Here is a 24185-nt window from a genome sequence, read left to right as displayed (position 1 = left end):
GTGATCGCCGTGTTGCGTGTTCGCGATTCCTTTTCGAGGGGACCGATCATGAATTCAACACGCCGCTGGCTGCCATTGGCGGTCGCTCTTCTCTCCGCCTTTCTGGTGAACGCAACACCGGCGCCCGTGCCGCCCTACATTCCCGCGGCAGTCTTCTGCTACCAGCCCGCTTCGACGCATGGGCCGGTCATCAACGGCCTGTGTCCAAACCTGCCCGGCAATATCGGGGCCGACCCGGCGCTGACCAAACCGCGGCTGGGCTACAAGGGAATCGCCGACGGCTACCCCGCCACGTTCGGCGACGATGTCGAAAGCCCGTTCGACAACTATTCCTGGCAGACTTTCGTCGCGCTGAACTGGAAGCAGGGCCAGAAGAACAGCCCCGCCAGCGCCGGCCTGAACGGCGGGGGTCCGCGCGTCTGGGAGGGCTACAAACGCATCTCGGAGGTGTTCGGCAACAGCCCGATCCAGGCGAACTGTCCGGCGGGCCCAGGCGAAGAGGTGTTCTCGATCGCGGCCAAGCGCGACGGATCGCCGGCGACGCGCAACGAGGAATACATCCAGGCGGCGACCGGCAAGCCCGCCATCGACGTCAACGGCAACTGGACGATCTATGAGCGGCGCGTCAACGACATCGAGATCGCCTATCTGAAAGCGCCGGGCGGCAACACGCAATGGGACCTGACCACCCTGCCCGGCCAGGCGCACTTCGTCGCCGCGAGCCAGAGCGTGAACTTCCCCGCTATCGGCGCCCTGCCCAATGGCGCGATGGAGATCAAGGCGGCGTGGCGCATTCTCGATCCCAAAAATCACGCAGCCAATGCCAGGCACTTCTACGTCGTGCGCGCGGTGCTGGCGGTGGCGCCTGCACTCGTCGACCGCGGCACCAAGGCCATCGTGGCGCCGATCTGTGCCCATGTCGACATGGGCCTGGTGGCGATGCACATCATCCAGAAGAATCCGCTGACCAAGCCGCCGCTGAAGCCCGAATGGTTCTGGTCGACCTTCGAGCATGTCGACAACGCGCCGTTGGCCGCCGTGCCGTGCGACATCACCAACCCGGCCACCTGCGGCAACCCCAACCAGCTCGCCTGCCCGGTGAAGCTCCTGACCGAGCCGGCGCCGGACTATTCCTATTTCAACGCGAAATACCCCGGCATGCTGACCAACCAGCCGCCGGTCAAGCCGAAGACCGCGAAGGCCTATCTGTGGAATCCCACGCCGCCCTACGCGAAAGCCTATCTGACCAAGACGGCGGCGAACGCCACGACCTGGGTCGGCACGCAGGTCTCGCGCTGCTGGCAGATCTACAGGCTCACCCAGCAGCTCAACAGCCAGTGGCAGCAGCAATTGCGCGCGGTCAATTCGGTGTTCGCGAACTACATGCTGATCGGCACGCAGTGGGGCACCTCGATCGAGGGCGGCACGCCGTCGCCGGGACCTGAGGACGCCGCGCCGAACTACCTGTCGAACAGCGTCGTGGAGACCTACCTTCAGACCTACTACTCGCCCAAGAACGGCTTCAACACCGGTTCCTGCGTCTCGTGCCACAACGTGGCGACGCTGACGGCGAACGCCAATGTGCCGTCGGATTTCAGCTTTCTGCCGAGCGAGGTGAATCCGCTGCTGTCGCGCCGCGACTTCCTGGCGCCGATACCGAAATAAGAACGGCTATTTGGGTCCCTGCAGCATGCGGCGCGGGATCTCCACCGCGAACACCCAGGCATTGCCGATCGACAGATAGAGGCAGGCGATCTCCGCCGGGATGAGGAAGTAGAGCGACGACGGCCAGCCGGCGATCAGACCCGCGCCGGTGGCGACGGGCGCGAGCGTCGCGATCCAGGCCAGCAGCATGCGCACGGTGCGAGGCCCGCGCGAACCCAGCACCGAGTTCGGATCTTCCGGGAAATGGTAGACGAAGACCGACGTGCCGGCGAGAATCGCCAAGCCGGTCGCGATGAATTCGCCGCCGGTCACCCAGGCGGGCTGGCCCGGCACCACGCCGAACAGTCCGATCAGCAGCATCTCGAATTGTAGGAACAGCGAGACGAAGGCGCGGCTCATATAGCCGTTGCCCGCCAGCACATGGCTGAGCGAGATCGTCAGCCCGACGAACAGCAGGCCGGCCAGCGTGGCGCTGACCTGCGCCACGGTCATGAAGTAGTCGTGCCAGTGAGCGATCACGGCGTCGGTCATGGCCGCGACTGTAGCGCGGCCATGACCCTGCGCAATCGGTTCTACCGCGGTGCCATGCGGATTGCGCCGTCGAGACGGACGCATTCGCCATTGAAATAGGGGTTCGACAGCATTTCGAGCGCCAGCGAGGCATATTCCGGCGGATTGCCCAGCCGGGGCGGGAACGGAACTTGTGCGCCGAGCGCGGCCTTGACCTGCTCCGGCGCCGCGCCGAGCAACGGCGTGTTGAACAGGCCCGGCATGATCGTGTTGCAGCGGATGCCTTCCTGCGCCAGGTCGCGCGCCACCACCAGCGTCACGCCGTTGATGCCCGCCTTGGACGCCGTGTAGGCGGCCTGGCCGATCTGGCCGTCCTGCGCCGCTACCGAAGCGGTGTTGACGATCGCGCCGCGCTCGCCGCCCGGCAGCGGATCGAGCGACAGCATGCCCTGCGCCGCGATGGCGATGCAGCGGAAGGTTCCGACCAGGTTGATCTGGATGATGAAGTTGAAGGCGTCGGTCGGGAAGCGGCGCGTCTCGCCCGTCTTCTTGTCGCGGCTGGCGGTCTTGATCGCGTTGCCGGTGCCGGCGCAGTTGACCAGGATGCGCTCCTGCCCGTTGGCGGCGCGCGCCTTCTCGAAGGCGGCGAGCACGCTCTCTTCGCTGGTGACGTTGGCCTCGCAGAACACCGCGCCGATCTCCGCCGCCAGCGCCTCGCCCTTGGCCTTGTTCATGTCGAGCAGCGCAACCTTGACGCCCTTGGCGCGCAGCGCCCGCGCCGTGGCTTCGCCCAGACCCGAGGCGCCGCCGGTGACGACCGCCGCAATCGATGAATTCAGTTCCATGTGAATGCCCTTCCTGTTGGCCGGGCGGACTCTTAGACCGACGCACGGGCCCGCGCCAAGTCTGACGCTAGGGCAGCAAAATCATCTGTGTCTGCGTCACGATGGCGACCAGCTTGCCGTCCTCGCGCGCGATGCGGGTGGTCCACACCGAGGTCCGCTTGCCGACATGGACCGGCGTGCTCTCGCCGGTGACGGTCGTGCCCTCCTTCGCCGCGCCGATGAAATTCGTCTTGCTCTCGATGGTCGTGGTGTTGGCCTCGCGCGGCATGTTGAGCACCGCCCCGATGGCACCCAGCGCGTCGGCGAAGGCCATGATCGCGCCGCCATGCATGATATGGCCGGCGGTGCAGAGATCGGGCCTGACCTGGAGGCGGGCGATGACCTTGTCCGGTTCCGCGCTGACGATCTCGACGCCCATCAGCGTCGGAAAGGGCTGGTTCGCCAGGATCCGCTTGCCGATGTCCATGACATTCCTTTTTCCGCCATCGTTCGATGGCGTTATACTGCTACGATGACCAGCGATACGCCCAACGTCCAGCTTCCCGTGCCGATGAAGGGCGACGAGAAGATCGTCGACCGCGACTTCTGGAACAAGCTGCTGCGCGTGGCCGGCCGCATTCCCTTCGCGGAGGATGCCGCAGCGGCCTATTTTTGCGCCGTCGACCCCACCACGCCGGCGCGGGTGAAAGCGATCCTGTTCGCCGCTCTCGCCTATTTCGTCATGCCGTTCGACCTAATCCCGGATTTCGTCGCCGGCATCGGCTTCACCGACGACGCTGCCGTGATCGCCATGGCGCTGAGCGTCGTGGCCGGCAACATCAAGGAACAGCATCGCGCCCGGGCCCGCGCCGCGCTGCACATCGGAGAGCCGCCCGCCGCCTGATGGTCTGGCCGTATCGATGGTCCGGGGAAGGCGCCTAGCGCGGCAGCGCGATGGAGGCGTGGAGCTGGTCGGTGGTCGGCTTGTCCGCCGTCAGGCCGACGAACTGGATGCCGATGCCGTCGGCATGATGCCGCGCGACGCGGCCCGCGAGCTGGCCGATCAGCACGAACTCGCCGATCTGCGGGCGGATCGCGGTCCTGACCGAAACGCCGGTCGGCGACAGGTCGATCACCTCGCACTTCATGGTCGTGCCGTCGGCGCGGATGAACTGCGTGACGCCCTTGGTCGGGGTGCGGTCGTGCACCCGCACCACCGTGTCGTCGATCAGCGACTTGTTGAGGAACAGGGTAAGCTGCTCGGCGATCTTCTCGCGCTTGAGCTGGGTTGCGTTGAACCGCATGCCGAAGCCGAAGCCGTCGCGGCGCGCCACGGCGCCCTCGAAGCGGCCGAAGCCGTCGATATAGAGCACGATATGGGCGCCGACCTCGGGAACGTAGTCGCATTCGATCGAAGCGCCGCCCGGCGACAGGTCGACCACCTTGCACGGCGCCTCGTGGCCGTTCTCCGGAATGAACAGGCGGCCCGGCAGATCGACCTGCACGCGCCGGAAACGGCGACGCTCGGCGCGCGCCTTGGCGACGACGGGATCCTCGGTCCTTTTCAACAGAGGCTGTCCCATGGACCGCCACTCCGGGCTTTGAAATCGGCCATAGTTTCTCCCGGCAGGATCAACAGAAGGTTACCGCCGACACAACTTGGTGAGGATAAGGGACGGTTTCTTCCCGGCCCGCGCTTAACCTTCCCGCGCCCACACGCTATAGGAACCTTCGAAGGATTTGCCGCCCGGTCGCGGCCGACCGGTCCGGGGGAGCCCATGCAGCATAAGCACCGATTCTTTAGCAGGTTCGCCACCGGCCTGGCGCTTTTCCTGACCGGTTTGGCGCTGGCGGGCTGCGTCAGCACCTCCGCGCTCGACCAGCTCGCGGGCACCACGCCGACCGGCTCGGCCTTCACCCAGCAATTGTTCCGGAACTATTCCTACCTCGCGAATTCCTTCGGGGGCGGCGGAAGCCCCGACAGCGATGGCGTCGTTTCGGTCTTCGGCGGCGGCGACACCGACACGCTCGCCGAGGCTTTCGCGACCAAGGCGCTGATCGCCGCGCGCGGCAGCGAGCCGGAGCCCGAGCCCAGCATCGACGGCGATTCGGCCACGGCGCGCGCGCGGCTGGTCCATGCGCTCGCCGAAGGCAAGGACCGCTTCCCCGCCGATGCGGCGCGGGCGCAGACCGATTTCGACTGCTGGATGCTGAACAGCGCGGTCGAATCCCAGGCCGGGGCGGCCGCCCAGTGCAGGGCCTCGTTCGACCGTTCCATCGCCAGGCTCGAAAACGACCGCCGGCCGGTTGCCGCAACGCCCGAGCCGGCGCCCGTCGCACCGTCCTCGGACTACACCGTCTATTTCGACTTCGATTCCTGGTCGCTGTCGGGCGAACAGCTTGGCGTGCTGCAGAAGGCCATCGCCACGGCGCGCGCCGGCGGCCAGTCACATATCACCGTGGTCGGCCACACCGACACGTCGGGATCGGCGGCCTACAACCAGGCCCTCTCGGTGAAGCGCGCCAATGTCGTGACCGAGACTCTGGTCGATATGGGGGCGCGGCGCGAGGCGATCCAGATATCCGGTGTCGGCGAGGCCGACCTCGCGGTCCCGACCGCCGACGGCGTGCGCGAACCCAAGAACCGCCGCACCGTGGTGACGCTGCTGCCGTGACTTTCTACCTTCCCGCACGGGAAGATAGATTCGAGACGAAGGACTCGACGTCCGCCTCGGTTCGCAGCCGAACCAGCGGCACATCCGGTCCGTGCTTTATCCGAAGGGCCTCGATCAGCGGGCGGTTGATGCGGTCGAAATTGCGGATGTAGCGGAGCACCTCGGGCAGCTTGCCCAGGCGATGAACGCGGTCGCCGCCAAGAGCCCTGCGCACCGCCCGCCAGGCGCAAAGCCGGCGCGGGCGCTCCAGCCAGACCACGAGCGTGGCGCGCGGCAGGCGGATGTCGAAGCTGACGGCAGCGAAATTCCCGTCGCTGACCCAGGCATCGCCCGTATGCAGCCGCGTCAGCATCTCACGGAAGGCAGGCGTCCGGTCGCTGCCCCAACCGGGCTGCCAGATCTCGTCGAGAGAAATGACCGGCACGCCGTCGCGGGCGCCGATCCGCCGCGCGACGCGCGATTTGCCGCTGCCGGCACAGCCGAGAATGACGATGCGCGCCACGCGAGGGCTCCGGAATGACGCGCCAAATTGACGTTGCGTCGTGCCGCCGTCAAAGGCGACACAGGCGTCATCTTTGGCTATGGTCCGCGTCAAGAACAAAGGGCGGAAAACCATGAAAGCCTATGACTACGTCATCATCGGCGCCGGCAGCGCGGGCTGCGTGCTGGCCAACCGGCTGTCGGCCGATCCCACCGTCGAGGTGCTGCTGATCGAGGCGGGCGGGCGCGACAAGTCGATGATGATCCACATGCCGGCCGGCATCCCGGCCCTGCTCGGCAAGCCCAATCCGTTCAACTGGTACTACCAGACCGAGGGCCAGCAGCATCTGAACGGCCGCAGCCTGTACTGGCCGCGCGGCAGGGGCTGGGGCGGCTCGTCGTCCATCAACGGCATGATCTATATCCGCGGCCATGCCCGCGATTACGATTCCTGGCGCCAGCTCGGCCTTGAAGGCTGGTCCTTCGCCGACGTGCTACCTTACTTCAAGCGCTCCGAGTGCAACGAGAACGGCGGCGACAATTTCCACGGCCAGGAAGGGCCGCTGAAGGTTTCGAACGGCCGCTCGACCAATCCCTTGTTCCGCGCCTTCGTGCAGGCCGGCGTCGAGGCCGGCTTCAAGCAGACGCCGGATTTCAACGGCTATCAGCAGGAGGGCTTCGGCCCCTACCAGCTCACCATCCACGAAGGCGCGCGCTGGAGCGCGGCCAAGGCCTATCTGACGCCGATCCTCGGCCGCAAGAATCTCACCATCGAGAGCAACGCGCATGTCAGCCGCATCCTGTTCGACGGCAAGCGCGTCACCGGCGTAGAATTCATCCAGAACAAGCAGCCCGTCCGCGTGACGGTCACCCGCGAATGCCTGCTGTCGGGCGGCGCGGTGAACTCGCCGCAGACCCTGCTGCTGTCGGGCATCGGCGATCCGGCGATCCTCAATCGCTTCGACATCCCCGTCGTCGCCGACCTCAAGGGCGTCGGCAAGAATTTGCAGGACCATCTCGACGCCTCGATCCAGTATGAATCGAGCCAGCCGATCACGCTCTACAGCCAGGCCAATCCGATCAACGCGCTGAAGACCGGCCTCACCTACATGCTGTTCAAGAAGGGGCTTGCGACCGGCCAGGGCCTGGAAAGCGGCGCCTTCCTGAAGAGCCGGCCGGACCTCGAACATCCCGACCTGCAATACCATTTCATCGCCGCGCTGATGACGGACCACACCCGCAAGAAGGCCGACCGCCACGGCTTCATGGCGCATGTCTGCCAGCTTCGCCCGCAGAGCCGAGGCTATATCTCGATCAAATCGTCCGATCCGCTGGCCGCGCCGATCATCCAGCCGAACTATCTGGAGGCCGAGGAAGACCGCCGCGCCATGCGCGAGGGCACCAAGATCGCGCGCGACATCTTCGCCCAGGAGGCGTTCGATCCCTATCGCGGCCCCGAATTGTGGCCGGGTGCCCATGTCCGCACCGATGAGCAGATCGACGCCTGGATCCGCAAGACCGCCGAGACGATCTACCACCCGGTGGGCAGTGCCAAGATGGGCAAGGACAGCGAAAGCGTGGTCGACGCCGAGCTCAAGGTCTACGGCATCGAGGGCCTGCGCGTGGTCGACGCCTCGGTCATGCCGACCCTGGTCAGCGGCAACACCAATGCGCCGACCATCATGATCGCGGAAAAGGCCGCCGACATGATCCTGGGCCGCCCGCCCTTGGCGCCGATGACGGTAAACGTTGCCGAAGACCGCGCCGCCGCCGCGGAATAATCCGCGCGGTCGTTGACCGGACGCAACAACGCCGCCATGCCGCCAAGGCATGGTTGATGAGCTTGCGCGCGGATAAATTCGACACACCTTTGTCGTATCGTCGCAAGCATGGAGCCCGGCGCGCTATCGCGGCGTTCCTGGTGGGAGTAGGTTGGAGACATGAGCGGGATGAAACGGACCATGATCCTGGCCGCGGCGGCGGTGCTCCTGAGCTGGGCGCCGGCCGGCGCGCAGAGCGACCGCTATCACGTGCGCACGATCAATTTCGACCTGTGGTGCCAGGAGACCCAGCACCTGGCGCCCGACCGCTGCGACAAGCGCCTGCCGAAGGACGAGGCCGATTACGAGGCCTACACCGCCAAGGTCGAGCAATACGAGATACCCTATCTCCAGGGCCAGCAGACCGGCGCGCAGCTCGACCGCACCATCCTGCACGCCGATCCGATCGACAATCCGGTCGACAAGAACCCCTCGGCCCAGCAGCAGCAGGCCGTGTCGCCGACCAATCCGCCCAAGCCGCAGTAACTCTCCCGCGAGGATTGCACCGACTCGCCCCATGGGAGGAGAGCGCACCCCCTTGAACTCTGCGCTACAGAGTATATATTACTCTGCATCACAGAGTTCTCGGTAACGCAGCATGACCATCGACCCCCATGAAGCCGATGCCCTGCTGAAGGGTGTCGAAGGCATCGAGAAGCGCACGCGCGAACTTCTCGTCTATGCCCGGGCCGGCGACTACATGATCCTGTGGGGCGTGCTGTGGGCGATCGGCTTCGGCCTCGGCGAGCATCTGCGGCCCTACACCTACGACTTCTGGCTGGTGCTCGAGGCGATCGGCATCGCCGGCACGGCGATCATCACCTGGCGCGCCGCGAGCTGCATCGAGCCCGGCCGGCGCCGCTTCGTCTATGTCCGGCCCGTGATCGCGACGCTCGTGATGATCGGTTTCGGCACCTTGTGGGTGTGGCTCGCCCATTTCGGCGGCCGCGAGCAGTCCGCGTTCTGGCCGACGCTGTGCGGCGCCTTGCTGTTCTGTTTCGGCCTGTGGGCGGGACGCACGCTTTCCATCGCCGCGGCGGTCGTCGTGGCGCTGACCATGGCGGGCTATTTCTGGTCCGGTCCCTGGTTCGACCTGTGGATCGCGGTCACCTGCGGCGGCGCGCTGATCCTCGGCGGCTTGTGGCTGAGGCGCTGACATGGCCGACGAGATCATCCACCAGTCGATGCGGCTGAAGATCATGTCGTCGCTCAGTGTCCTGGGGCGCAACGACTGGCTCGATTTCACGCGGCTGAAGTCCATCCTGGAAACCACCGACGGCAATCTCGGCGCCCATCTGGAGACCCTGTCGAAGGCCGGCTACATCCAGATCGACAAGCGCTTCGAGGGCAAGCGGCCGCAGACCCGCGTCAGGGCGACCGCCGTGGGCCGCCGCGCCTTCGCCGACCATGTCGCCTATCTGCGCGGCATCCTCGATCAACCCACCGACTGACGGGAGAATTTCATGTCCAATCTCTTGAACGCCATGAAGCCGCTCCTGAGCGACCTCGCCTCGACGATCTTCTTCGCGCTCCTGATCGCGATCACCGGCAATGTCTATTGGGCGACGGGCGTCGGCATTACGGTCGGCATCGGCCAGGTCGTGCTGCAGAAGCTGCTCGGGCGCGAGATCGCCGTCATGCAGTGGACGAGCCTCGCCATGGTGATCGTGTTCGGCACGCTGACGCTTTATTTCCACGATCCGCGCTTCGTGATCGTGAAGTTCACCATCGGCAAGCTTGCTATCGGCGCCGCGATGCTCAAGCCGAACTGGATGAGCCGCTATCTGCCGAAGATCGTCACCGACACGCTGTCGGCGACCGAACTGACGATCTACAGCGCGATGTGGCCGCTCATGATGTTCGGCCTCGCCGCCGCCAATCTCTATATCGGCCTGACGATGAGCCAGCAGGCCTGGGCCTGGTTCCTCGGCACCGTCCCCGTGGCGGCGCCCTGGGTCCTGTTCGCCATCCAATATCTCGCGATCCGCGTGCACGTGACGAGCGTCCTGCGCCGGCGCATCGCGGTGGCGGCGGAATGATCGCGGCCGTGCCGGCGGCTAGACCAGTTCGAGCCGGCCCAATCCCTTGCCCAGCGCCTGGATCAGGTCGACCGCGTCCTGGTCGGTGAAGTGCACCGTGGCGGGGCGGTTCTGCGACACGACGAGGCGCAGATGCGGCGCGCGCGGATGGTTGCGCAGGGCCGTCGGGCCGGGCGGCGGAGGCGGCGGCAGGTTGTCGTAGGAGGGGAGCGGGTCGTCCTCGCGGATGAGCTGCGAGGCGGCGAGGCGCTGGAAGGCGATCGGCTTGCCGGCGAGCGCGGAGGAGTCGCTCAGGATCTGGATCATGCCGATGAAGCGCGTCGGCTGGCTGCCGTTGAAGCTGATGGGCGCCAATACGGTCTCGATTTCGACCATGCCGCAATCGGAGGTCGCGCCGATGGAAGACAGGCAAATGGGCTGCTTAAGCGTCATCGCCTGGCGCAGCAGCGAGCCGAGCGCGAGGCTCGACTGCGCCTCCCAATGGGCGAGGAAGCCGGTGCCCTTGAGTTCGAAGCCGAAGCGCTCGCACAGGCCGGTGCCGGCGAGGCGATAGATCGGACGCTGCGGGTTCTCGACGTCGAGGATGAAGACCTGGGACAGCATGCGCTTGATGGCGCGCGGATCGATGTCCGTCTGATCGGGAACGTCGCGGCCCTTGCGCAGGCGGCTCCAGTAACCCACCAGCAGATGGCTGTTCTTGTGCTTCATATCCCCATCATCCCGTTGCTCGGGGCGTTCCCGTTTCGGAACGCCGGTTTGCTCTTGGACGAGGAGGAGAGCGAAGACCGTGCCAGCGGCCGGAACTATCGGCCCCAGGGCCCGCGGAAGTCGAACGGCCCGAAGTAGGGCACGTCGCGGGATTTGAGCAGCGGCGTGAGGATCAGGCCGGCCGCGAAGCCGCCGACATGCGCCCACCAGGCGGTGCCGGGCTCGGATGCCGGCGTGATCGCCGCCGTCGCGAGCTGCAGCGCGAACCAGAAGCCGATCACCCACACCGCGCGGATCCGGACCGGGTAGAGGAAGATGCCCAACGTCAGCAGCGCGTGCACCCGCGCGCGCGGATAAAGAAGCATATAGGCCGCCAGCACGCCCGAGATCGCGCCCGAGGCGCCGACCACGGGTGTATGCGAATTGGGATCGATCGCCGCCAGCGTCAGCGCCGCGACGGCGCCGCAGACCACGTAGAAGACGGTAAACTTCGCATGCCCCATGGCGTCTTCGATATTGTTCCCGAAGATCCAGAGATAGAGCATGTTGCCGCCGATATGCAGGAAGCCGGCGTGCAGGAACATCGACGTCAGGATCGTCGTCCAGACCGGCAGGCCCAACCCCACGAATTGCACGCCTTCGGGGTGCGAGAAGGTGTTGGGCGTGAAGCCAAAGGCGGTGAGCGCCTCGTCGGTCCGCGGACCCAGCGCCAGCTCCCACAGGAACGCCAGCACGCACAGGACGATGATCGTCACCGTGACATAGGGCCGGAGCGTGGCCGGATTTTCGTCCGAGAAGGGGATCATGTCCCGCCATCCGCGCCCGGCTGGGCCGGCGCTGTGCCAAATCGGGCCGGCGGCGCGGGGCGGGGCGCCCGCCGCGCTGGCATAAAACGTGAAGCGGAGGGCACCGACATCAAGGCCTTGTCCGATATCCGGCACGTTGCCGGGGGACCGGGGATCGAAGGAGCATAGCATGCCGCGCCAGACCAGCAGCCTCATCGCCGCGTTCGCCAGCGTCGCACTGACGCTTGCCCCGCTCTCGCCGGCGGTCGCCGGCAATATGGGCGGTGGCGGCGGCCATGGCGGCTCGACCCCGGACTGCCCCAACATGGGTGGCGGCGGCGGCCATGGCGGCGGTCACGGCGGCGGCTCCAACATCAACATCAACAAGAACATCAATATCTTCAAGCCGGTGAACATCAACAAGAACATCAACATCAACAAGAACGTCATCATCAACAAGAACATCGTGATCAACAAGGTCAACGCATTCTCGTCGGCCGAGGCATCCGCCTTCGCGACCGCGGCCAGCGCGGCGCAGGCCGGCGCCGCGGCGCAGACCATCGTCTATTCCGGCAGCTATCAGATCATCAACTACAACAACCGCGGCGCCGGCGGCGCCATCGCCATCGCGGCGGTGCATGGCGGCGGCGCCTGCCACATGCAGGAAGCCACCGTCGTCAAATCGATCCACGCCGTGTGCGTCTCCTTCGAGGGCCGCGAATACGCCGCCTCGCACATGATCGGCGATACCTGGATCGACTCAGGCTATGAGGGCGAAATCGCCCGCTGCATTCCCGGCTCGCACCTGAAGGTGATCATCGGCGAAGTGCTGCAGTCGGACCAGGGTCTGGCGGGAACCTATGACCACGGCCAGGTGCTGATGTGCGGCGAGCACGAGGCGCTGCGCCACTTCAAGGACGGCATGGTCAAATGCGCGCCGGCAATCCCGGTTCCGGACTGCACCGAGCGCACCAATCTGCGCCGTTACGGCGAAGGCGACTTCTTCTTCTCCTTCCGCACCCAGGTCTGCGTGACCTCGACGACCACCGCGGACGCGGCGACCGAGGCCGCCGAAGTGGGCGGCATGAGCCTCGACGGCGGCGTGGGCGACAATTCCGGCAACTGAGCGCAAACATTCGTTAAGCCAAAAGTCGGACCATGCGCGGAATTTCCGCGCATGGTTCCTTCGTGACCGCACGCCTGCAACGCATTCTTTTCGCCATCGTCGCGGCCGCCGGCGCCGCCGACATCGTTTGGGCGCGGGCCGGGCATTTCGACGTCGATGCGCGTGCCTATGGACTGCTGGCGCTGCTGGCGGCGGCGCTGGCCGGCGGTGGGCTCTATTACACCCACATCCGCAAGGACGAGCGGCTGGCCGCGATGTTAATGGCGACCGCGTTCCTGATCGGCATGTCGGCGAGCTTCAGCGTGCTCAACTATCTGCTGCTGACGGTGGCGGGCCAGCGCATCGATTGGGCCCTCGCCGCCCTTGACCGCGGCCTCGGCGTCGACTGGCCTGCCATGATGGCCTGGGCCGCGCGCCACCCGGTGACCGATATGGGCTTGCAGCTTGTTTATGTCTCCGTCCTGCCGCAGATCGCAGTGCTCGTCCTTTGCCTGGGTTTCTTCGGAACGACCGAGCAGATCTACCGGCTGTGCATCTCGGTGGCGGCCGGTGCCGCCATTTCGATCGCGGTCTGGACCGTGGCGCCGTCCTTCGGCGCCTTCAGCGTCTACGACCTGCCCCCCAACGTCGCGAGCCATCTCGCGCTCGCGCTCGACGGCCGCTATGCGCATGAACTGGTCAATCTTCTGGCACACGGGCCGGGACGCATCTCGCCGGCCGCCGCGAAGGGCCTGATCGGCTTTCCCTCCTACCACGCCGCGCTGGCGCTGCTGGTCGTGTGGTACGCGCGGACCATTCCGGTCGCGCGCTGGATCGCGCTCGGCGTCAATTCGGCCGTCCTGATCGCGACGCCGATCCAGGGCGGGCATCATGTCGTCGACGTGCTGGCCGGGTTCGCCGTCGCCGTGCTGGCGGTGCGCGCCGCCGATCTGGCCGCCCGCTTCGCGGCGCGACCGGCGACGGCGGCAAGCCTTCGAATCGAGCCCGCCGGCCTCTAATTCCCCCGTAATTCCCCTGCGGCATATGCGGCTTCCCGCGCACTCGAACCCCACCTTGCGTGCAAGGGGTCGGCTGCTATTGTGCCGCCCATCCCGCCATTTCCAGCGCAAGGTTTCCCCATGAACATCCACGAATACCAGGCCAAGGAGGTTCTCCGCGGCTTCGGCGCCCCCGTGCCGCGCGGCAAGGCGGCTTTCACGGTCGAAGAGGCGGTCGCGGCCGCCAAGGAACTGGGCGGGCCGGTCTGGGTGGTGAAGGCGCAGATCCATGCCGGCGGCCGCGGCAAGGGCGGCGGCGTCAAGGTGGTCAAATCCATCGACGACGTGGAAAAAGAAGCCAAGCGCATGCTCGGCATGACGCTGGTGACGCATCAGACCGGGCCGCATGGCCGGGTCGTCAAGCGGCTCTATATCGAAGACGGCTCGGCGATCGACCGCGAGCTCTATCTTTCGGCGCTGGTCGACCGCGCGACGAGCCGGGTCGCTTTCATCGCCTCGACCGAGGGCGGCATGGACATCGAAGAGGTCGCGCACAATACCCCGGACCGGATCAAGACCTTCCAGATCGAGCCGGTCGTCGGCTATTCGCCCTATGTCGGGCTGGAGATCGCGACCGCGCTGAAGCTGAAAGGCGACGCGGCCAAGCAGGTCGGCGGCGTGATCAAGTCGCTCTATGACGCGGTGATCGCCAAGGACATGAGCCTGCTGGAAATCAATCCGCTGGTCCTGACCAAGGATGGTAAGGTGATCTGCCTCGACGCCAAGATCAATTTCGACGACAACGCGCTCTACCGCCACAAGGACATCCAGGCGCTGCGCGACCTCGACGAGGAAGACCCGATGGAGGTCGAGGCGAGCAAATACGACCTCTCCTACATCAAGCTCGACGGCGAGATCGGCTGCATGGTCAACGGCGCCGGCCTTGCCATGGCGACGATGGACATCATCAAGCTCTATGGCAGCGAGCCGGCGAACTTCCTCGACGTCGGCGGCGGCGCCAGCAAGGAAAAGGTGACGGCGGCGTTCAAGATCATCGTCTCCGATCCCAACGTGAAAGGCATCCTGGTCAACATCTTCGGCGGCATCATGAAATGCGACATCATCGCGGAAGGCATCATCGCCGCCGCGAAGGAAGTGTCGCTGAAAGTGCCTTTGGTCGTCCGTCTCGAAGGCACCAATGTCGAGCTCGGCAAGAAGATCCTGGCCGACAGCGGCCTTCCCATCGTCTCCGCCAACGACCTCGCGGACGCCGCGCAGAAGATCGTGAAAGCCGTGAAGGGTTCCAAGTAATGTCCATCCTCGTCGACAAGAACACGCGCGTCATCACCCAGGGCTTCACCGGCAACCAAGGCACCTTCCATTCCGAGCAGGCCATCGCCTATGGCACCAAGATGGTCGGCGGCACCTCGCCGGGCAAAGGCGGCACGACCCATCTGGGCCTTCCCGTGTTCGACACGGTGCGCGAGGCGGTCGAGGCGACCGGAGCCACGGCCAGCGCGATCTATGTGCCGCCGCCCTTCGCCGCCGACGCGATCCTGGAAGCCATCGACGCGGGCGTGCCACTGGTGGTCTGCATCACCGAAGGCATCCCGGTGCTCGACATGGTCAAGGTCAAGCGCGCGCTGTCGGGCTCCAAGACGCGGCTGATCGGGCCCAACTGCCCCGGCGTGATCACGCCCGGCGAGTGCAAGATCGGCATCATGCCCGGCCACATCCATCGCCGTGGCACGGTCGGCATCGTGTCGCGCTCCGGCACGCTGACCTATGAGGCGGTGGCGCAGACCACCGCCGTCGGCCTCGGCCAGACGACCTGCGTGGGCATCGGCGGCGATCCGGTCAAGGGCACCGAGCATATCGAAGTGCTGGAGATGCTGCTGGCGGACCCGGAAACCCAGAGCATCATCATGATCGGCGAGATCGGCGGCAGCGCCGAGGAAGACGCCGCCGATTTCATCAAGCACAACAAGGCCAAGAAGCCGATGGTCGGCTTCATCGCCGGCGTCACCGCCCCGCCCGGGCGCCGCATGGGTCACGCCGGCGCGATCATCTCCGGCGGCAAGGGCGACGCGAACTCCAAGATCGAGGCGATGAAGAGCGCCGGCATCCGTGTCTCTCCCAACCCCGCCGCGCTCGGCACGACGCTGGTCGAGCTGCTGGCCGGGAAATAGTCTCCAGCCCGATGCGTCCGGCGCATCGGGGGCCTGCGCAATCGCTTGAGGACGCGGCCGCGCCGCGCGGCTAGCGTTCTGCGCGATGGAAACGGATTCATCCCTCGGTTTCGCGGGGCTGGGCGTCATGGGCGAGGCCATGGCGCACAATCTTCTGCGTGCGCATCCGGGCCTCGTGGTCTGGAACCGGTCGGCGGACAAGACCGAAGCCTTGCGCGCATCGGGTGCGCATGTCGCGACGAATGCCGTGGATTTCTTCCGGCGCGCGCGCATCGCGATCCTCATGCTGGCGGACGGAATGGCGATCGACGCGGTTCTCGGTCGCGCCACGCCGGCTTTCGCCGGCACTGTCGCGGGCCATGTCGTCGTCCAGATGGGAACGGTGCCGCCGGATTATTCGCGCACGCTGGAAGCCGACATCCGCGCCGCGGGCGGCGCCTATGTCGAGGCGCCGGTCTCCGGCTCGCGTGGACCGGCCGAGACCGGCGAACTTGTCGTAATGCTGGCCGGAGATCCCGCGGCCGTCGCGCAAGTGCGGCCGCTGCTGGCGCCGATGTGTCGCGAGACGGTGCTGTGCGGCGCGGTGCCGAACGGCTTGACCATGAAGCTCGCGGTCAACCTCTATCTCCTGACGATGGTCGCGGGCCTCGCCGAAGCGGTGCATTTCGCGGAAGCGCATGGCCTCGACATGGAGCGGTTTCTCGCCGTGCTCGACGCCGGACCGATGGCGAGCGCGGTGTCGCGCGCCAAGGGCCGCAAGCTGGTGGCGCGCGACTTCGCGGTGCAGGCGGCGGCGCGCGACGTCCTCAAGAACAGCCGGCTGGTGGCCGCCGCGGCGCGGGCGGCCGGCATCGCGACGCCGCTGCTCGACGCCAGCGATGCACTCTATGGCGAGGCGGTGGCGCAAGGCCTGGGCGAAGCCGACATGGCGGCGGTCATCCGCGCCATCGAGGACCGGACGGCCGCCGCTCAGCCGCGCTCCACGATGGCCGGCTTGGCGTAGAACGCGTTGCGCAGGAACGTTTGCAGCGGCCGCTCGAGGAAATTGTACGACAGCGCGCCCAAACCGATCAGCACGACATAGAACGCCGCCAGCACCCAGCCCTGCATGAAGAATTGCGGTTCGAGATCGTAGCGGTTCGCGACCAGCGCCAGCGCGAGCTGCAGCGGGAAATGGATCAGATAGGTCGCATAGCTGATGTCGCCCAGAAAGCCGAGCCAGGGCCGCCGCTTCTGCCCGCGCTCGCGCATCGCCAGCGACAGGACGGTGAGCGGGCACAGCAACAGATCGAACACCAGCAAGAATCCGACATTGCCCTCCCCGCCGGCGAGCAATGGGCTGTCGAGATAGAGCAGCGCGGCCAGCGTCAGCCAGCCGGCGATGGCCGCCGTCGTCAGGCCGCGCGAGATCGCCCGGGCGCGCGCGTGTTCGCGCAAGGCCTGCCAGCAGGCGACCATGACGCCGCCCATGAAGAAGCCGATGACGCCGCGCGCGATGTGCTCGTCGAGCCAGAGCAGCGGCACGCCCATCAGCGCCAGCAACAGCGCGCGCCAGCCGGCGCGGACCCCGAGCCGGCAGGCGACGAAGAATACCGCGTAAAGCAGGCATTCGAGCGACACCGACCAGGCCGGGCCGTCGAAGCTCTGCGGCGCCAGCGGGTACCAGTTCTGCACCAGGAAAAGCTGCGCCAGGAAGTGCGGCGCATCGTTTGCGTCATAGATGAAGAACGCGCCGTTCTGCTGCCAGAAGGCGTACTGCATCGCCGCCACCGCCAGGAGCAGCGCAAGATGCAGCGGATAGAGCCGCGAGAAGCGCAGCAGCGCGAAGCGCCAGGCGCCGAGGCGGGCTTCGCGGATCGCCGCGCCGTAGAGCCAGAAGAACACGAAGCCGGAGAGCACGAAGAACAGGTCGACCGCGGCCCAGCCCTGCAGATAGAGCGGCTTGAACAGCCAGAATAGAGGCTGCTGGTCGCGGCTCCAACCCTCCATCCAGTCGCCGTCGATCGCGAAGAAATGCTGCCAGTGCCAGAACACGATCGACAGCGCGGCGATGCCGCGCAACGCGTCCAGCGAAGTCAGTCGCCTGGGTTCCATGCGCCGTCTTACCCCTGGGCGCGGCTCTTATCGAAATGAATTCGCGGTGACATTGATCGGGCGCAGGCCGTCAAAGGACTGTCGTAATTCGACGTCTTCACACCCATATTTAACCTCAAGAAGCGTTGAATTGGCGCCCCAACGGCGCTACCACGCCTCCCCACGGTTCATGCCCCAACGGAAAAGTGGCCCGACCCAAGAAGTCCCGCCCTAACATTTTGAAATGACAGACCAATCCCCGCCCGCCCGCCTCGCCCGCAGCTCCAACGAGTTGCTGGAGGCGACCTCCTTCCTGTCCGGCACCAACGCCGCCTTCGTGGAATCGCTCTACGGCCAGTATCTGGAGAACCCCGATGCGGTGGACCCGAGCTGGCGTGCCTATTTTTCGGGCCTTGGCCAGACGGCGCTCGACCCGGCCCAGCTCGGCCGCGGCCCGGAATGGCGGCGAGACAAGAAACCCCAATTGGAGAATGGCGATCTCGTCGGCGCCCTGACCGGCCAATGGCCGGCCCGCAAAGGCGTCACCAGCGAGGCCGACCTGCACAAGGCGGCGCAGGATTCGATCCGCGCCATCCAGCTCGTCCGCGCCTATCGCGTCATCGGCCATCTCGAGGCCGATCTCGACCCGCTGAAGATCACGCCCAGGCAGCCACATCCCCAGCTCGACCCGAATTTCTACGGGTTCCACACCGAAGACCTGGACCGCCCGATCTTCCTTGACGGCGTCATGGGATTGTCGACCTCGACGCCGCGCCAGGTGACGGACATCCTCAAGCGCACCTATTGCGGCCGCATCGGCTACGAGTTCATGCACATCAACGACGCCGAGCAGAAGGACTGGCTGCAGCGCCGCATCGAGGGGCCGGACAAGGAGATCGTGTTCTCGCCCGAAGGCAAGAAGGCGATCCTGAACAAGCTGGTCGAGGCGGAAGGCTTCGAGAAGTTCGCCAGCCTGCGCTTCCTCGGCACCAAGCGGTTCGGCCTGGACGGCGGCGAGGCGATGATCCCGGCGCTGGAGCAGATCATCAAGCGCGGCGGCCAGCTCGGCGTGCAGGAGATCGTCATCGGCATGGCCCATCGCGGCCGGCTGAACGTGCTCGCCAATGTGATGTCCAAGCCCTATCGCCAGCTGTTCCACGAATTCTCCGGCGGCAGCGCCAATCCGGAAGAAGTTCAAGGCTCGGGCGACGTGAAGTATCATCTCGGCGCCTCGTCCGACCGCGGCTTCGACAACCACAACGTCCATCTGTCGCTGACCGCCAACCCGTCGCATCTCGAAGCATCGGATCCCGTCGTGCTGGGCAAGGCGCGCGCCAAGCAGCAGCAGCGCGAGGACAATACCGAGCGCACCAGCGTGCTGCCGCTTCTGCTGCATGGCGACGCGGCTTTCGCTGGCCAGGGCGTCGTGGCGGAATGCTTCGCGATGAGCGGAACCAAGGGCTTCAAGACCGGCGGCACGATCCACTTCATCATCAACAACCAGATCGGTTTCACGACCTCGCCGGCGTTCTCGCGCTCCTCGCCCTATTGCACCGACATCGCGCTGATGGTGCAGGCGCCGATCTTCCATGTGAACGGCGACGATCCGGAGGCCGTGGTGCATTGCGCCCGCATCGCCACCGAATTCCGCCAGCTGTTCCACAAGGACGTGGTGATCGACATGGTGTGCTACCGCCGCTTCGGTCACAACGAGACGCTGGAGCCGACCTTCAGCCAGCCCCTGATGTACAAGGCGATCAAGGATCATCCGACGACCTTGCAGATCTACGCCAAGAAGCTGGTCGACGAAGGCACGCTGACCCAGGCCGAGGCCGAGGCGATGAGCAAGGCCTTCGTCGCCCGCCTCGACGAGGAACTGGCCGCCTCCAAGACCCATAAGCCGGAACAGGCCGATTGGCTCGACGGCCGCTGGTCGGGCCTGGGCGTCGCGCCCAAGGGCGACCGCCGCGGCGACACCGCCGTGCCGCTCGACGTCGTGCGCGAGGTCGGCGCGGCGCTGACCCGCCTGCCCGAAGGCTTCAGCCTGCACAAGACGGTGGCGCGCAGCCTCGAAGCCAAGGACGCGATGTTTGCCTCCGGCGAGGGCTTCGACTGGGCGACGGCCGAAGCGCTCGCCTTCGGCACGCTGATGCTCGAAGGCATGCCGATCCGGTTTTCCGGCCAGGATTCGACCGAGGGCACGTTCTCGCAACGCCATGCCGCGCTGGTCGATCAGCAGACCGAGAAGCGCTACTACCCGCTGGCCAACATCCGCGACGGCCAGGCGAATTTCGAGATCATCGACTCGCTGCTTTCCGAAGAGGCCGTGCTCGGCTTCGAATACGGCTATTCCTCCGCGGAGCCCAAGGCGCTGACGCTGTGGGAAGCGCAGTTCGGCGACTTCGCCAACGGCGCGCAGGTCATCATCGATCAGTTCATCGCCTCGGGCGAAACCAAGTGGCTGCGCATGTGCGGCCTCGTGATGCTCCTGCCGCACGGCTACGAAGGCCAGGGCCCCGAACATTCGTCGGCCCGGCTCGAGCGCTATCTCCAGCTCTGTGCCCAGGACAACATCCAGGTCGCCTATTGCACGACGCCGGCGAATTACTTCCATGTCCTGCGCCGCCAGATGCACCGGCCGTTCCGCAAGCCGCTGATCCTGATGACGCCGAAATCGCTGCTGCGCCACAAGAAGTGCACCTCGTTCCTGGCCGATTTCGGTCCCGGCTCGTCCTTCCATCGCGTGCTGCGCGACCAGACCGAGTCCGTGCCGGGCGCCTGGACGACCAAGCTGGCCGAGGACCGCGAGATCAAGCGGGTGATCCTGTGCAGCGGCAAGGTCTATTTCGACCTGATGGAGGCGCGCGACAAGCTGAACGAAAGCGGCGTGTACATCCTGCGGCTGGAGCAGCTCTATCCCTTCCCGGAAGGCCCGCTGGCGCTGGAGCTGAACCGCTTTCCCAAGGCCGACATCGTCTGGTGCCAGGAAGAGCCGCAGAACCAGGGCGCCTGGACCTTCGTGCGCCCCCGCATCGAGCAGACCATCGCCCAGTTGGGCGGCACGGCCAGCCCGCGCTATGTCGGGCGGCCCGAATACGCCTCGACCGCGGCCGGCCTGATGAGCCAGCACAACGCCGAACTGAAGGCCTTCCTCGCCGAAGCGCTGACATTGTGAGTAAGCCGTCATCACCCCGTATCCGGACGACCTATTTTGTCATGGCGATACAAAATGGGTCGCGCGGACGAGCCGGGCGATGACGAAATAGGTTAGAGTGAAACTGTTCACACCGAACTCCGCGTCCTCCGCGGCTCCGCGTGAACCCTCTTGGTGAGAAACCTCCGATGAGCATCGAAATCAAAGTTCCCGCCATGGGCGAATCGGTCACCGAAGCCACGGTGGCGCGCTGGTTCAAGAAGGAGGGTGAGGCCGTCGCCCGCGACGAGCCGCTGCTCGAACTGGAGACCGACAAGGTCACGGTCGAGGTGCCCTCGCCCGCCGACGGGTCGCTCGAATCCATCTCGGTCAAGGAAGGCGACACGGTCCAGGTCGGCGCCCTGCTCGGCGCCATCGCCGAAGGCGCCAAGGGCAAGGCTTCCGCGACGCCCGCCAAGAACCCGCAGGCTGCGGCGCCCAAGCCGGCGCCTGCTCCAGCTCCCAAACCGGCACCCGCGCCGAAGGTCGAGCCGCCGAAGCCGGCTCCCGTCGCCGCCGCGCCTATCGTTGCCGCGCCCGTCATGCCCGCCACGCGCCGGATCGCGGAAGAGAGCGGCGTCGATCTGTCGACCCTCGCCGGCAGCGGCCGCGACGGCCGCGTGCTGAAAGGCGACGTGCTTGAAGCGCTGGAGGCCCGCGCCGCCGAGCGTAGCGCGCCGCGCCCTGCCCCCGCGCCGGTGCATGCCGGCCCGCGCCCGCGCGCCGACCGCGAAGAGCGCGTGACGATGAGCCGCCTGCGCAAGACCATCGCGCTGCGCCTCAAGGAATCGCAGAACACCGCCGCCCAGCTCACGACCTTCAACGAGGTCGACATGAGCCACGTCATGGCCCTGCGCACGGAATACAAGGACAGCTTCGAGAAGAAGCACGGCGTGCGCCTCGGCTTCATGGGCTTCTTCGTCAAGGCCTGCATCGCGGCGCTCAAGGAGCTGCCCAACGTCAACGCCGAACTCGAAGGCGACGACGTCGTCTACAAGAACTACTACGACATCGGCGTGGCGGTCTCGACCGAGCGCGGCCTTGTCGTGCCGGTTGTGCGCGACGCCGACCTGCTGTCACTTGCCGGGATCGAGGCGAAGATCCACGACTACGGCCTGCGCGCCCGCGACAACAAATTGAAGCTTGAGGAGCTCCAGGGTGGCACCTTCACGATCACCAATGGCGGGGTGTTCGGCTCCCTGATGTCGACCCCGATCCTGAACACGCCGCAGTCCGGTATCCTCGGCATGCACAAGATCCAGCCGCGCCCGGTGGCGGAGGACGACAAGGTCGTGATCAAGCCGATGATGTATCTGGCGCTGTCCTACGACCACCGCTTGGTCGACGGCCGCGAAGCGGTGACCTTCCTGGTGCGCGTGAAGGAAAACCTGGAAGACCCGCAGCGCTTGCTGCTGGATATCTGAATAGCCATTCTCTCTTCGATCGACGGAGGGAAGATATGGATCAGTTCTGGATCGAGACACTCGTCAATGCGTTTCCTATGCTCCTGCTCATCGCGGTGTGGGTTGGCTTCATGGTCATGTGGCGGCGCGGCGGATTTCAATCGAAATACCAAGCCGCCTATCTGGAGCAGATGAGGGCGCAGGTCGCGGCGCTGGAACGCATAGCTGCGGCGATCGAGAAAAGCCCCTAAGCCACCCGCTTGTCCATCATCTCGAGCTTGGCGATCTCGACATGGGCGCGCAGCTCGATCTCGTCGAGCACGCCTTGCAGCTTGGGATCGTTGAACTGGTCGTGGCGGCGGGTCACCGCGTTGGCGAGGCGGTTGAGCGTCGTGCGCGGCACGCCGCCGGCAAGCAACCCGTCACGGATTTCGTCGAGCATATCGAGCAGCTTCTCGCCATGCGCCGCGGCCTTGGACTTGCCGTCGGTGGAATCGTCCATGCCCTGCAGCATCAGGATGGAATCGAGCGCGCCGATCGGGCCGGGGCCGCTCACCACCGCGCCGCGGGTTTCGCCCGCGTCGGAGACCTGGAACGAGGACGAAGTGCCGGACGCGCCCTTGGCGACGCGGCGCACCGTGCTCGTTTCGATCCTTCTGGGTCCGTTGATCTCCATGGGCCCCTCGTCCCATTGCGACACACGAACTTCGCAGATTGTGGTTAAGGAAGGGATAATTACCCTCCCGCAAGCGGGAGTGTTAGGCCCTGTGATACGGGTGCCCGGCCAATATCGTCAGCGCGCGGTAGATCTGCTCGCTCAGCATCGCGCGCACCATCAGATGCGGCCAGGTCTGCGGACCGAAGGCGAGGCTGCGACCGGCTTTCCGACCCGGCAGCGGCGCCAGCCCATCCGGCCCGCCAATCACGAAGACCAAGTCGCGTGTGCCGGCATCGCGCAGTGCGCCCAGCATCTCGGCAAAATCCTCGCTCGTCATGCCCTTGCCCTTGGCGTCGAGCAGGATCACATGCGCGCCCTCTGGCACGCGGCGGGCCAGCCGCTCGGCCTCGTCCGCCATGCGCTTCGCCGTTTCGCGTTCCTTGGAGACCGCCAGCTCGTCGCAGCTGACGGCGGTGAAGCCCATGCGGCGACCCATCGCCAGCGCGCGACCGACGAAATCGTCCGTCAGCGCGCCTTCCTGCGTGCCGCGCGCGAAACCGACCGCGAGGATGTGCAGGCGCATGGCGGATCAGGCCCGGCTGCGCCGGGGCTCTTCGACCGACCACATGCTTTCGAGATTGTAGTAGTCGCGCACTTCGGGCCGGAAGATATGGACGATCACGTCGCCGGCATCGACCAGAACCCAGTCGCCCTGCTGCGCGCCGTTGACCGGCCGCGTGCCGTAGCCGGCATCCTTCAGCCGGCGCGCCAGATGTTCCGCGATCGCGGCGACGTGGCGCGACGAGCGTCCGCTCGCCACGACTATTGCGTCCGCAAGAGACGAACGCCCGCCCATGTCGATGGTCACGATATCCTCGGCCTTGTCGTCTTCCAGCGAGGCGCGGATGCGCTCAAGCAGCGCCGGATCGGCCGCCTCAACCGTGCTCACGGCGCTCGGCGCTTCGGGCGCGGCCTTCTTGGTTTTCTTGACGGCGGGTTTCTTCGCCGCCGCTTTGCGCTTGGGCGCGGGCTTCTTGGCGGCCTTAACGGTCTTGGCGGT

The 24185-nt window shown here is 66.1% G+C and carries 27 protein-coding genes; 16 read left to right on the top strand and 11 right to left on the bottom strand.

The genetic code is table 11. The annotated features are described in order from the left end of the window. Positions 1-48 precede the first annotated feature (48 nt). The gene (locus WDM86_13550) at positions 49-1665 is read left to right on the top strand and encodes a hypothetical protein (GenBank protein MEI9991056.1); all 1617 of its coding nucleotides are present in this window, start codon (positions 49-51) and stop codon (positions 1663-1665) included. Positions 1666-1671: 6 nt separating this feature from the next. On the opposite strand, the gene WDM86_13545 is transcribed toward WDM86_13550, so the two are convergent. The 3 genes from WDM86_13545 to WDM86_13535 all read right to left on the bottom strand — a co-directional run bounded on the left by WDM86_13545 (position 1672) and on the right by WDM86_13535 (position 3486). Next, positions 1672-2196 (bottom strand): hypothetical protein, encoded by a 525-nt coding sequence (locus WDM86_13545; protein MEI9991055.1) that lies wholly within the window; start codon positions 2194-2196, stop codon positions 1672-1674. Between the two features lie 41 nt (positions 2197-2237). Beyond that, on the bottom strand, positions 2238-3020 hold the full coding sequence (locus tag WDM86_13540) for an SDR family NAD(P)-dependent oxidoreductase (GenBank protein MEI9991054.1): 783 nt from the start codon (positions 3018-3020) through the stop codon (positions 2238-2240). A gap of 67 nt (positions 3021-3087) precedes the next feature. After that, positions 3088-3486 (bottom strand): PaaI family thioesterase, encoded by a 399-nt coding sequence (locus WDM86_13535; protein ID MEI9991053.1) that lies wholly within the window; start codon positions 3484-3486, stop codon positions 3088-3090. Between the two features lie 45 nt (positions 3487-3531). Here WDM86_13535 and WDM86_13530 point away from each other — a divergent pair, with 45 nt between their 5' ends. Then, complete coding sequence (locus WDM86_13530; GenBank protein MEI9991052.1) at positions 3532-3903, top strand: YkvA family protein; 372 nt, start codon at positions 3532-3534, stop codon at positions 3901-3903. Positions 3904-3937: 34 nt separating this feature from the next. On the opposite strand, the gene WDM86_13525 is transcribed toward WDM86_13530, so the two are convergent. Beyond that, the gene (locus WDM86_13525; protein MEI9991051.1) at positions 3938-4567 is read right to left on the bottom strand and encodes a PilZ domain-containing protein; all 630 of its coding nucleotides are present in this window, start codon (positions 4565-4567) and stop codon (positions 3938-3940) included. Between the two features lie 210 nt (positions 4568-4777). On the opposite strand from WDM86_13525, the gene WDM86_13520 reads away from it, so the two are divergent. Next, on the top strand, positions 4778-5674 hold the full coding sequence (locus tag WDM86_13520; protein ID MEI9991050.1) for an OmpA family protein: 897 nt from the start codon (positions 4778-4780) through the stop codon (positions 5672-5674). 4 nt (positions 5675-5678) lie between these two features. Here WDM86_13520 and WDM86_13515 read toward each other — a convergent pair whose 3' ends face one another. Continuing rightward, positions 5679-6176, bottom strand: coding sequence for a hypothetical protein (locus WDM86_13515; protein MEI9991049.1), 498 nt, complete (start codon positions 6174-6176; stop codon positions 5679-5681). Between the two features lie 112 nt (positions 6177-6288). On the opposite strand from WDM86_13515, the gene WDM86_13510 reads away from it, so the two are divergent. From WDM86_13510 to WDM86_13490, 5 genes are all read left to right on the top strand, one after another. Beyond that, the gene (locus tag WDM86_13510) at positions 6289-7935 is read left to right on the top strand and encodes a choline dehydrogenase (GenBank protein MEI9991048.1); all 1647 of its coding nucleotides are present in this window, start codon (positions 6289-6291) and stop codon (positions 7933-7935) included. Between the two features lie 159 nt (positions 7936-8094). Further along, positions 8095-8460: a hypothetical protein gene (locus WDM86_13505; protein ID MEI9991047.1), complete on the top strand. Its 366-nt coding sequence runs from the start codon at positions 8095-8097 to the stop codon at positions 8458-8460. Between the two features lie 112 nt (positions 8461-8572). Then, complete coding sequence (locus WDM86_13500; protein MEI9991046.1) at positions 8573-9130, top strand: hypothetical protein; 558 nt, start codon at positions 8573-8575, stop codon at positions 9128-9130. Between the two features lies 1 nt (position 9131). After that, entirely contained in the window at positions 9132-9425 is a 294-nt protein-coding gene (locus WDM86_13495) for a transcriptional regulator (GenBank protein MEI9991045.1), read from the top strand. Positions 9426-9437: 12 nt separating this feature from the next. After that, positions 9438-10013 carry a septation protein IspZ gene (locus tag WDM86_13490; GenBank protein MEI9991044.1) on the top strand — a complete coding sequence of 192 codons (576 nt, stop codon included), beginning with the start codon at positions 9438-9440 and terminating at the stop codon, positions 10011-10013. 18 nt (positions 10014-10031) lie between these two features. Here WDM86_13490 and WDM86_13485 read toward each other — a convergent pair whose 3' ends face one another. Next, a complete protein-coding gene (locus tag WDM86_13485) occupies positions 10032-10721 on the bottom strand; it encodes a PAS domain-containing protein (GenBank protein MEI9991043.1) in 690 nt (229 codons plus the stop codon). Positions 10722-10816: 95 nt separating this feature from the next. Next, on the bottom strand, positions 10817-11527 hold the full coding sequence (locus WDM86_13480; GenBank protein ID MEI9991042.1) for a rhomboid family intramembrane serine protease: 711 nt from the start codon (positions 11525-11527) through the stop codon (positions 10817-10819). 169 nt (positions 11528-11696) lie between these two features. Between WDM86_13480 and WDM86_13475 the strand changes: the two genes are divergently transcribed. The 5 genes from WDM86_13475 (at position 11697) to WDM86_13455 (ending at position 16801) form a co-directional block, all read left to right on the top strand. Continuing rightward, positions 11697-12632, top strand: a complete 936-nt coding sequence (locus WDM86_13475) for a hypothetical protein (protein MEI9991041.1) — start codon at positions 11697-11699, stop codon at positions 12630-12632. A gap of 32 nt (positions 12633-12664) precedes the next feature. After that, a complete protein-coding gene (locus WDM86_13470) occupies positions 12665-13630 on the top strand; it encodes a phosphatase PAP2 family protein (protein ID MEI9991040.1) in 966 nt (321 codons plus the stop codon). Between the two features lie 120 nt (positions 13631-13750). Beyond that, positions 13751-14920, top strand: a complete 1170-nt coding sequence (sucC, locus tag WDM86_13465) for an ADP-forming succinate--CoA ligase subunit beta (protein ID MEI9991039.1) — start codon at positions 13751-13753, stop codon at positions 14918-14920. Next, positions 14920-15798 (top strand): succinate--CoA ligase subunit alpha, encoded by an 879-nt coding sequence (sucD, locus tag WDM86_13460; protein MEI9991038.1) that lies wholly within the window; start codon positions 14920-14922, stop codon positions 15796-15798. The genes sucC and sucD overlap by 1 nt, the downstream gene beginning before the upstream one ends. Positions 15799-15883: 85 nt before the next feature. After that, the gene (locus tag WDM86_13455; GenBank protein ID MEI9991037.1) at positions 15884-16801 is read left to right on the top strand and encodes an NAD(P)-dependent oxidoreductase; all 918 of its coding nucleotides are present in this window, start codon (positions 15884-15886) and stop codon (positions 16799-16801) included. Here the strand turns inward: WDM86_13455 and WDM86_13450 are convergent. After that, complete coding sequence (locus WDM86_13450; GenBank protein MEI9991036.1) at positions 16768-17892, bottom strand: acyltransferase; 1125 nt, start codon at positions 17890-17892, stop codon at positions 16768-16770. The genes WDM86_13455 and WDM86_13450 overlap by 34 nt on opposite strands. 223 nt (positions 17893-18115) lie before the next feature. On the opposite strand from WDM86_13450, the gene WDM86_13445 reads away from it, so the two are divergent. The 3 genes from WDM86_13445 to WDM86_13435 all read left to right on the top strand — a co-directional run bounded on the left by WDM86_13445 (position 18116) and on the right by WDM86_13435 (position 22718). Then, entirely contained in the window at positions 18116-21046 is a 2931-nt protein-coding gene (locus tag WDM86_13445) for a 2-oxoglutarate dehydrogenase E1 component (protein ID MEI9991035.1), read from the top strand. Positions 21047-21213: 167 nt separating this feature from the next. Further along, complete coding sequence (gene odhB, locus WDM86_13440) at positions 21214-22488, top strand: 2-oxoglutarate dehydrogenase complex dihydrolipoyllysine-residue succinyltransferase (protein MEI9991034.1); 1275 nt, start codon at positions 21214-21216, stop codon at positions 22486-22488. Between the two features lie 35 nt (positions 22489-22523). Next, positions 22524-22718 carry a hypothetical protein gene (locus WDM86_13435; GenBank protein ID MEI9991033.1) on the top strand — a complete coding sequence of 65 codons (195 nt, stop codon included), beginning with the start codon at positions 22524-22526 and terminating at the stop codon, positions 22716-22718. On the opposite strand, the gene WDM86_13430 is transcribed toward WDM86_13435, so the two are convergent. The 3 genes from WDM86_13430 to rsfS form a co-directional block, all read right to left on the bottom strand. Next, entirely contained in the window at positions 22715-23143 is a 429-nt protein-coding gene (locus WDM86_13430; protein MEI9991032.1) for a flagellar assembly protein FliX, read from the bottom strand. The two genes, WDM86_13435 and WDM86_13430, sit on opposite strands and share 4 nt — an antisense overlap. Before the next feature lie 82 nt (positions 23144-23225). Beyond that, positions 23226-23708, bottom strand: coding sequence for a 23S rRNA (pseudouridine(1915)-N(3))-methyltransferase RlmH (rlmH, locus tag WDM86_13425; GenBank protein ID MEI9991031.1), 483 nt, complete (start codon positions 23706-23708; stop codon positions 23226-23228). A 6-nt stretch (positions 23709-23714) separates the two neighbouring features. Beyond that, complete coding sequence (rsfS, locus tag WDM86_13420) at positions 23715-24074, bottom strand: ribosome silencing factor (protein MEI9991030.1); 360 nt, start codon at positions 24072-24074, stop codon at positions 23715-23717. Positions 24075-24185: the final 111 nt, after the last annotated feature.

Source organism: Rhizomicrobium sp., assembly GCA_037200045.1.
In the GTDB taxonomy this organism is placed as follows: domain Bacteria; phylum Pseudomonadota; class Alphaproteobacteria; order Micropepsales; family Micropepsaceae; genus Rhizomicrobium.
This window is presented reverse-complemented; position numbering and strand designations above follow the sequence as displayed.

What these genes read in the sequence shown, in the direction of transcription:
- WDM86_13450 (MEI9991036.1), bottom strand. Translation starts at nt 17,892, where the DNA reads ATGGAACCCAGGCGACTGACTTCGCTGGACGCGTTGCGCGGCATCGCC.
- WDM86_13480 (MEI9991042.1), bottom strand. Translation starts at nt 11,527, where the DNA reads ATGATCCCCTTCTCGGACGAAAATCCGGCCACGCTCCGGCCCTATGTC.
- WDM86_13540 (MEI9991054.1), bottom strand. Translation starts at nt 3,020, where the DNA reads ATGGAACTGAATTCATCGATTGCGGCGGTCGTCACCGGCGGCGCCTCG.
- WDM86_13430 (MEI9991032.1), bottom strand. Translation starts at nt 23,143, where the DNA reads ATGGAGATCAACGGACCCAGAAGGATCGAAACGAGCACGGTGCGCCGC.
- WDM86_13520 (MEI9991050.1), top strand. Translation starts at nt 4,778, where the DNA reads ATGCAGCATAAGCACCGATTCTTTAGCAGGTTCGCCACCGGCCTGGCG.
- odhB (MEI9991034.1), top strand. Translation starts at nt 21,214, where the DNA reads ATGAGCATCGAAATCAAAGTTCCCGCCATGGGCGAATCGGTCACCGAA.
- WDM86_13535 (MEI9991053.1), bottom strand. Translation starts at nt 3,486, where the DNA reads ATGGACATCGGCAAGCGGATCCTGGCGAACCAGCCCTTTCCGACGCTG.
- WDM86_13490 (MEI9991044.1), top strand. Translation starts at nt 9,438, where the DNA reads ATGTCCAATCTCTTGAACGCCATGAAGCCGCTCCTGAGCGACCTCGCC.
- WDM86_13495 (MEI9991045.1), top strand. Translation starts at nt 9,132, where the DNA reads ATGGCCGACGAGATCATCCACCAGTCGATGCGGCTGAAGATCATGTCG.
- sucD (MEI9991038.1), top strand. Translation starts at nt 14,920, where the DNA reads ATGTCCATCCTCGTCGACAAGAACACGCGCGTCATCACCCAGGGCTTC.
- WDM86_13445 (MEI9991035.1), top strand. Translation starts at nt 18,116, where the DNA reads ATGACAGACCAATCCCCGCCCGCCCGCCTCGCCCGCAGCTCCAACGAG.
- WDM86_13485 (MEI9991043.1), bottom strand. Translation starts at nt 10,721, where the DNA reads ATGAAGCACAAGAACAGCCATCTGCTGGTGGGTTACTGGAGCCGCCTG.
- WDM86_13505 (MEI9991047.1), top strand. Translation starts at nt 8,095, where the DNA reads ATGAGCGGGATGAAACGGACCATGATCCTGGCCGCGGCGGCGGTGCTC.
- WDM86_13530 (MEI9991052.1), top strand. Translation starts at nt 3,532, where the DNA reads ATGACCAGCGATACGCCCAACGTCCAGCTTCCCGTGCCGATGAAGGGC.
- rlmH (MEI9991031.1), bottom strand. Translation starts at nt 23,708, where the DNA reads ATGCGCCTGCACATCCTCGCGGTCGGTTTCGCGCGCGGCACGCAGGAA.
- WDM86_13475 (MEI9991041.1), top strand. Translation starts at nt 11,697, where the DNA reads ATGCCGCGCCAGACCAGCAGCCTCATCGCCGCGTTCGCCAGCGTCGCA.
- WDM86_13545 (MEI9991055.1), bottom strand. Translation starts at nt 2,196, where the DNA reads ATGACCGACGCCGTGATCGCTCACTGGCACGACTACTTCATGACCGTG.
- WDM86_13500 (MEI9991046.1), top strand. Translation starts at nt 8,573, where the DNA reads ATGACCATCGACCCCCATGAAGCCGATGCCCTGCTGAAGGGTGTCGAA.
- WDM86_13435 (MEI9991033.1), top strand. Translation starts at nt 22,524, where the DNA reads ATGGATCAGTTCTGGATCGAGACACTCGTCAATGCGTTTCCTATGCTC.
- WDM86_13550 (MEI9991056.1), top strand. Translation starts at nt 49, where the DNA reads ATGAATTCAACACGCCGCTGGCTGCCATTGGCGGTCGCTCTTCTCTCC.
- sucC (MEI9991039.1), top strand. Translation starts at nt 13,751, where the DNA reads ATGAACATCCACGAATACCAGGCCAAGGAGGTTCTCCGCGGCTTCGGC.
- WDM86_13455 (MEI9991037.1), top strand. Translation starts at nt 15,884, where the DNA reads ATGGAAACGGATTCATCCCTCGGTTTCGCGGGGCTGGGCGTCATGGGC.
- WDM86_13470 (MEI9991040.1), top strand. Translation starts at nt 12,665, where the DNA reads ATGCGCGGAATTTCCGCGCATGGTTCCTTCGTGACCGCACGCCTGCAA.
- WDM86_13510 (MEI9991048.1), top strand. Translation starts at nt 6,289, where the DNA reads ATGAAAGCCTATGACTACGTCATCATCGGCGCCGGCAGCGCGGGCTGC.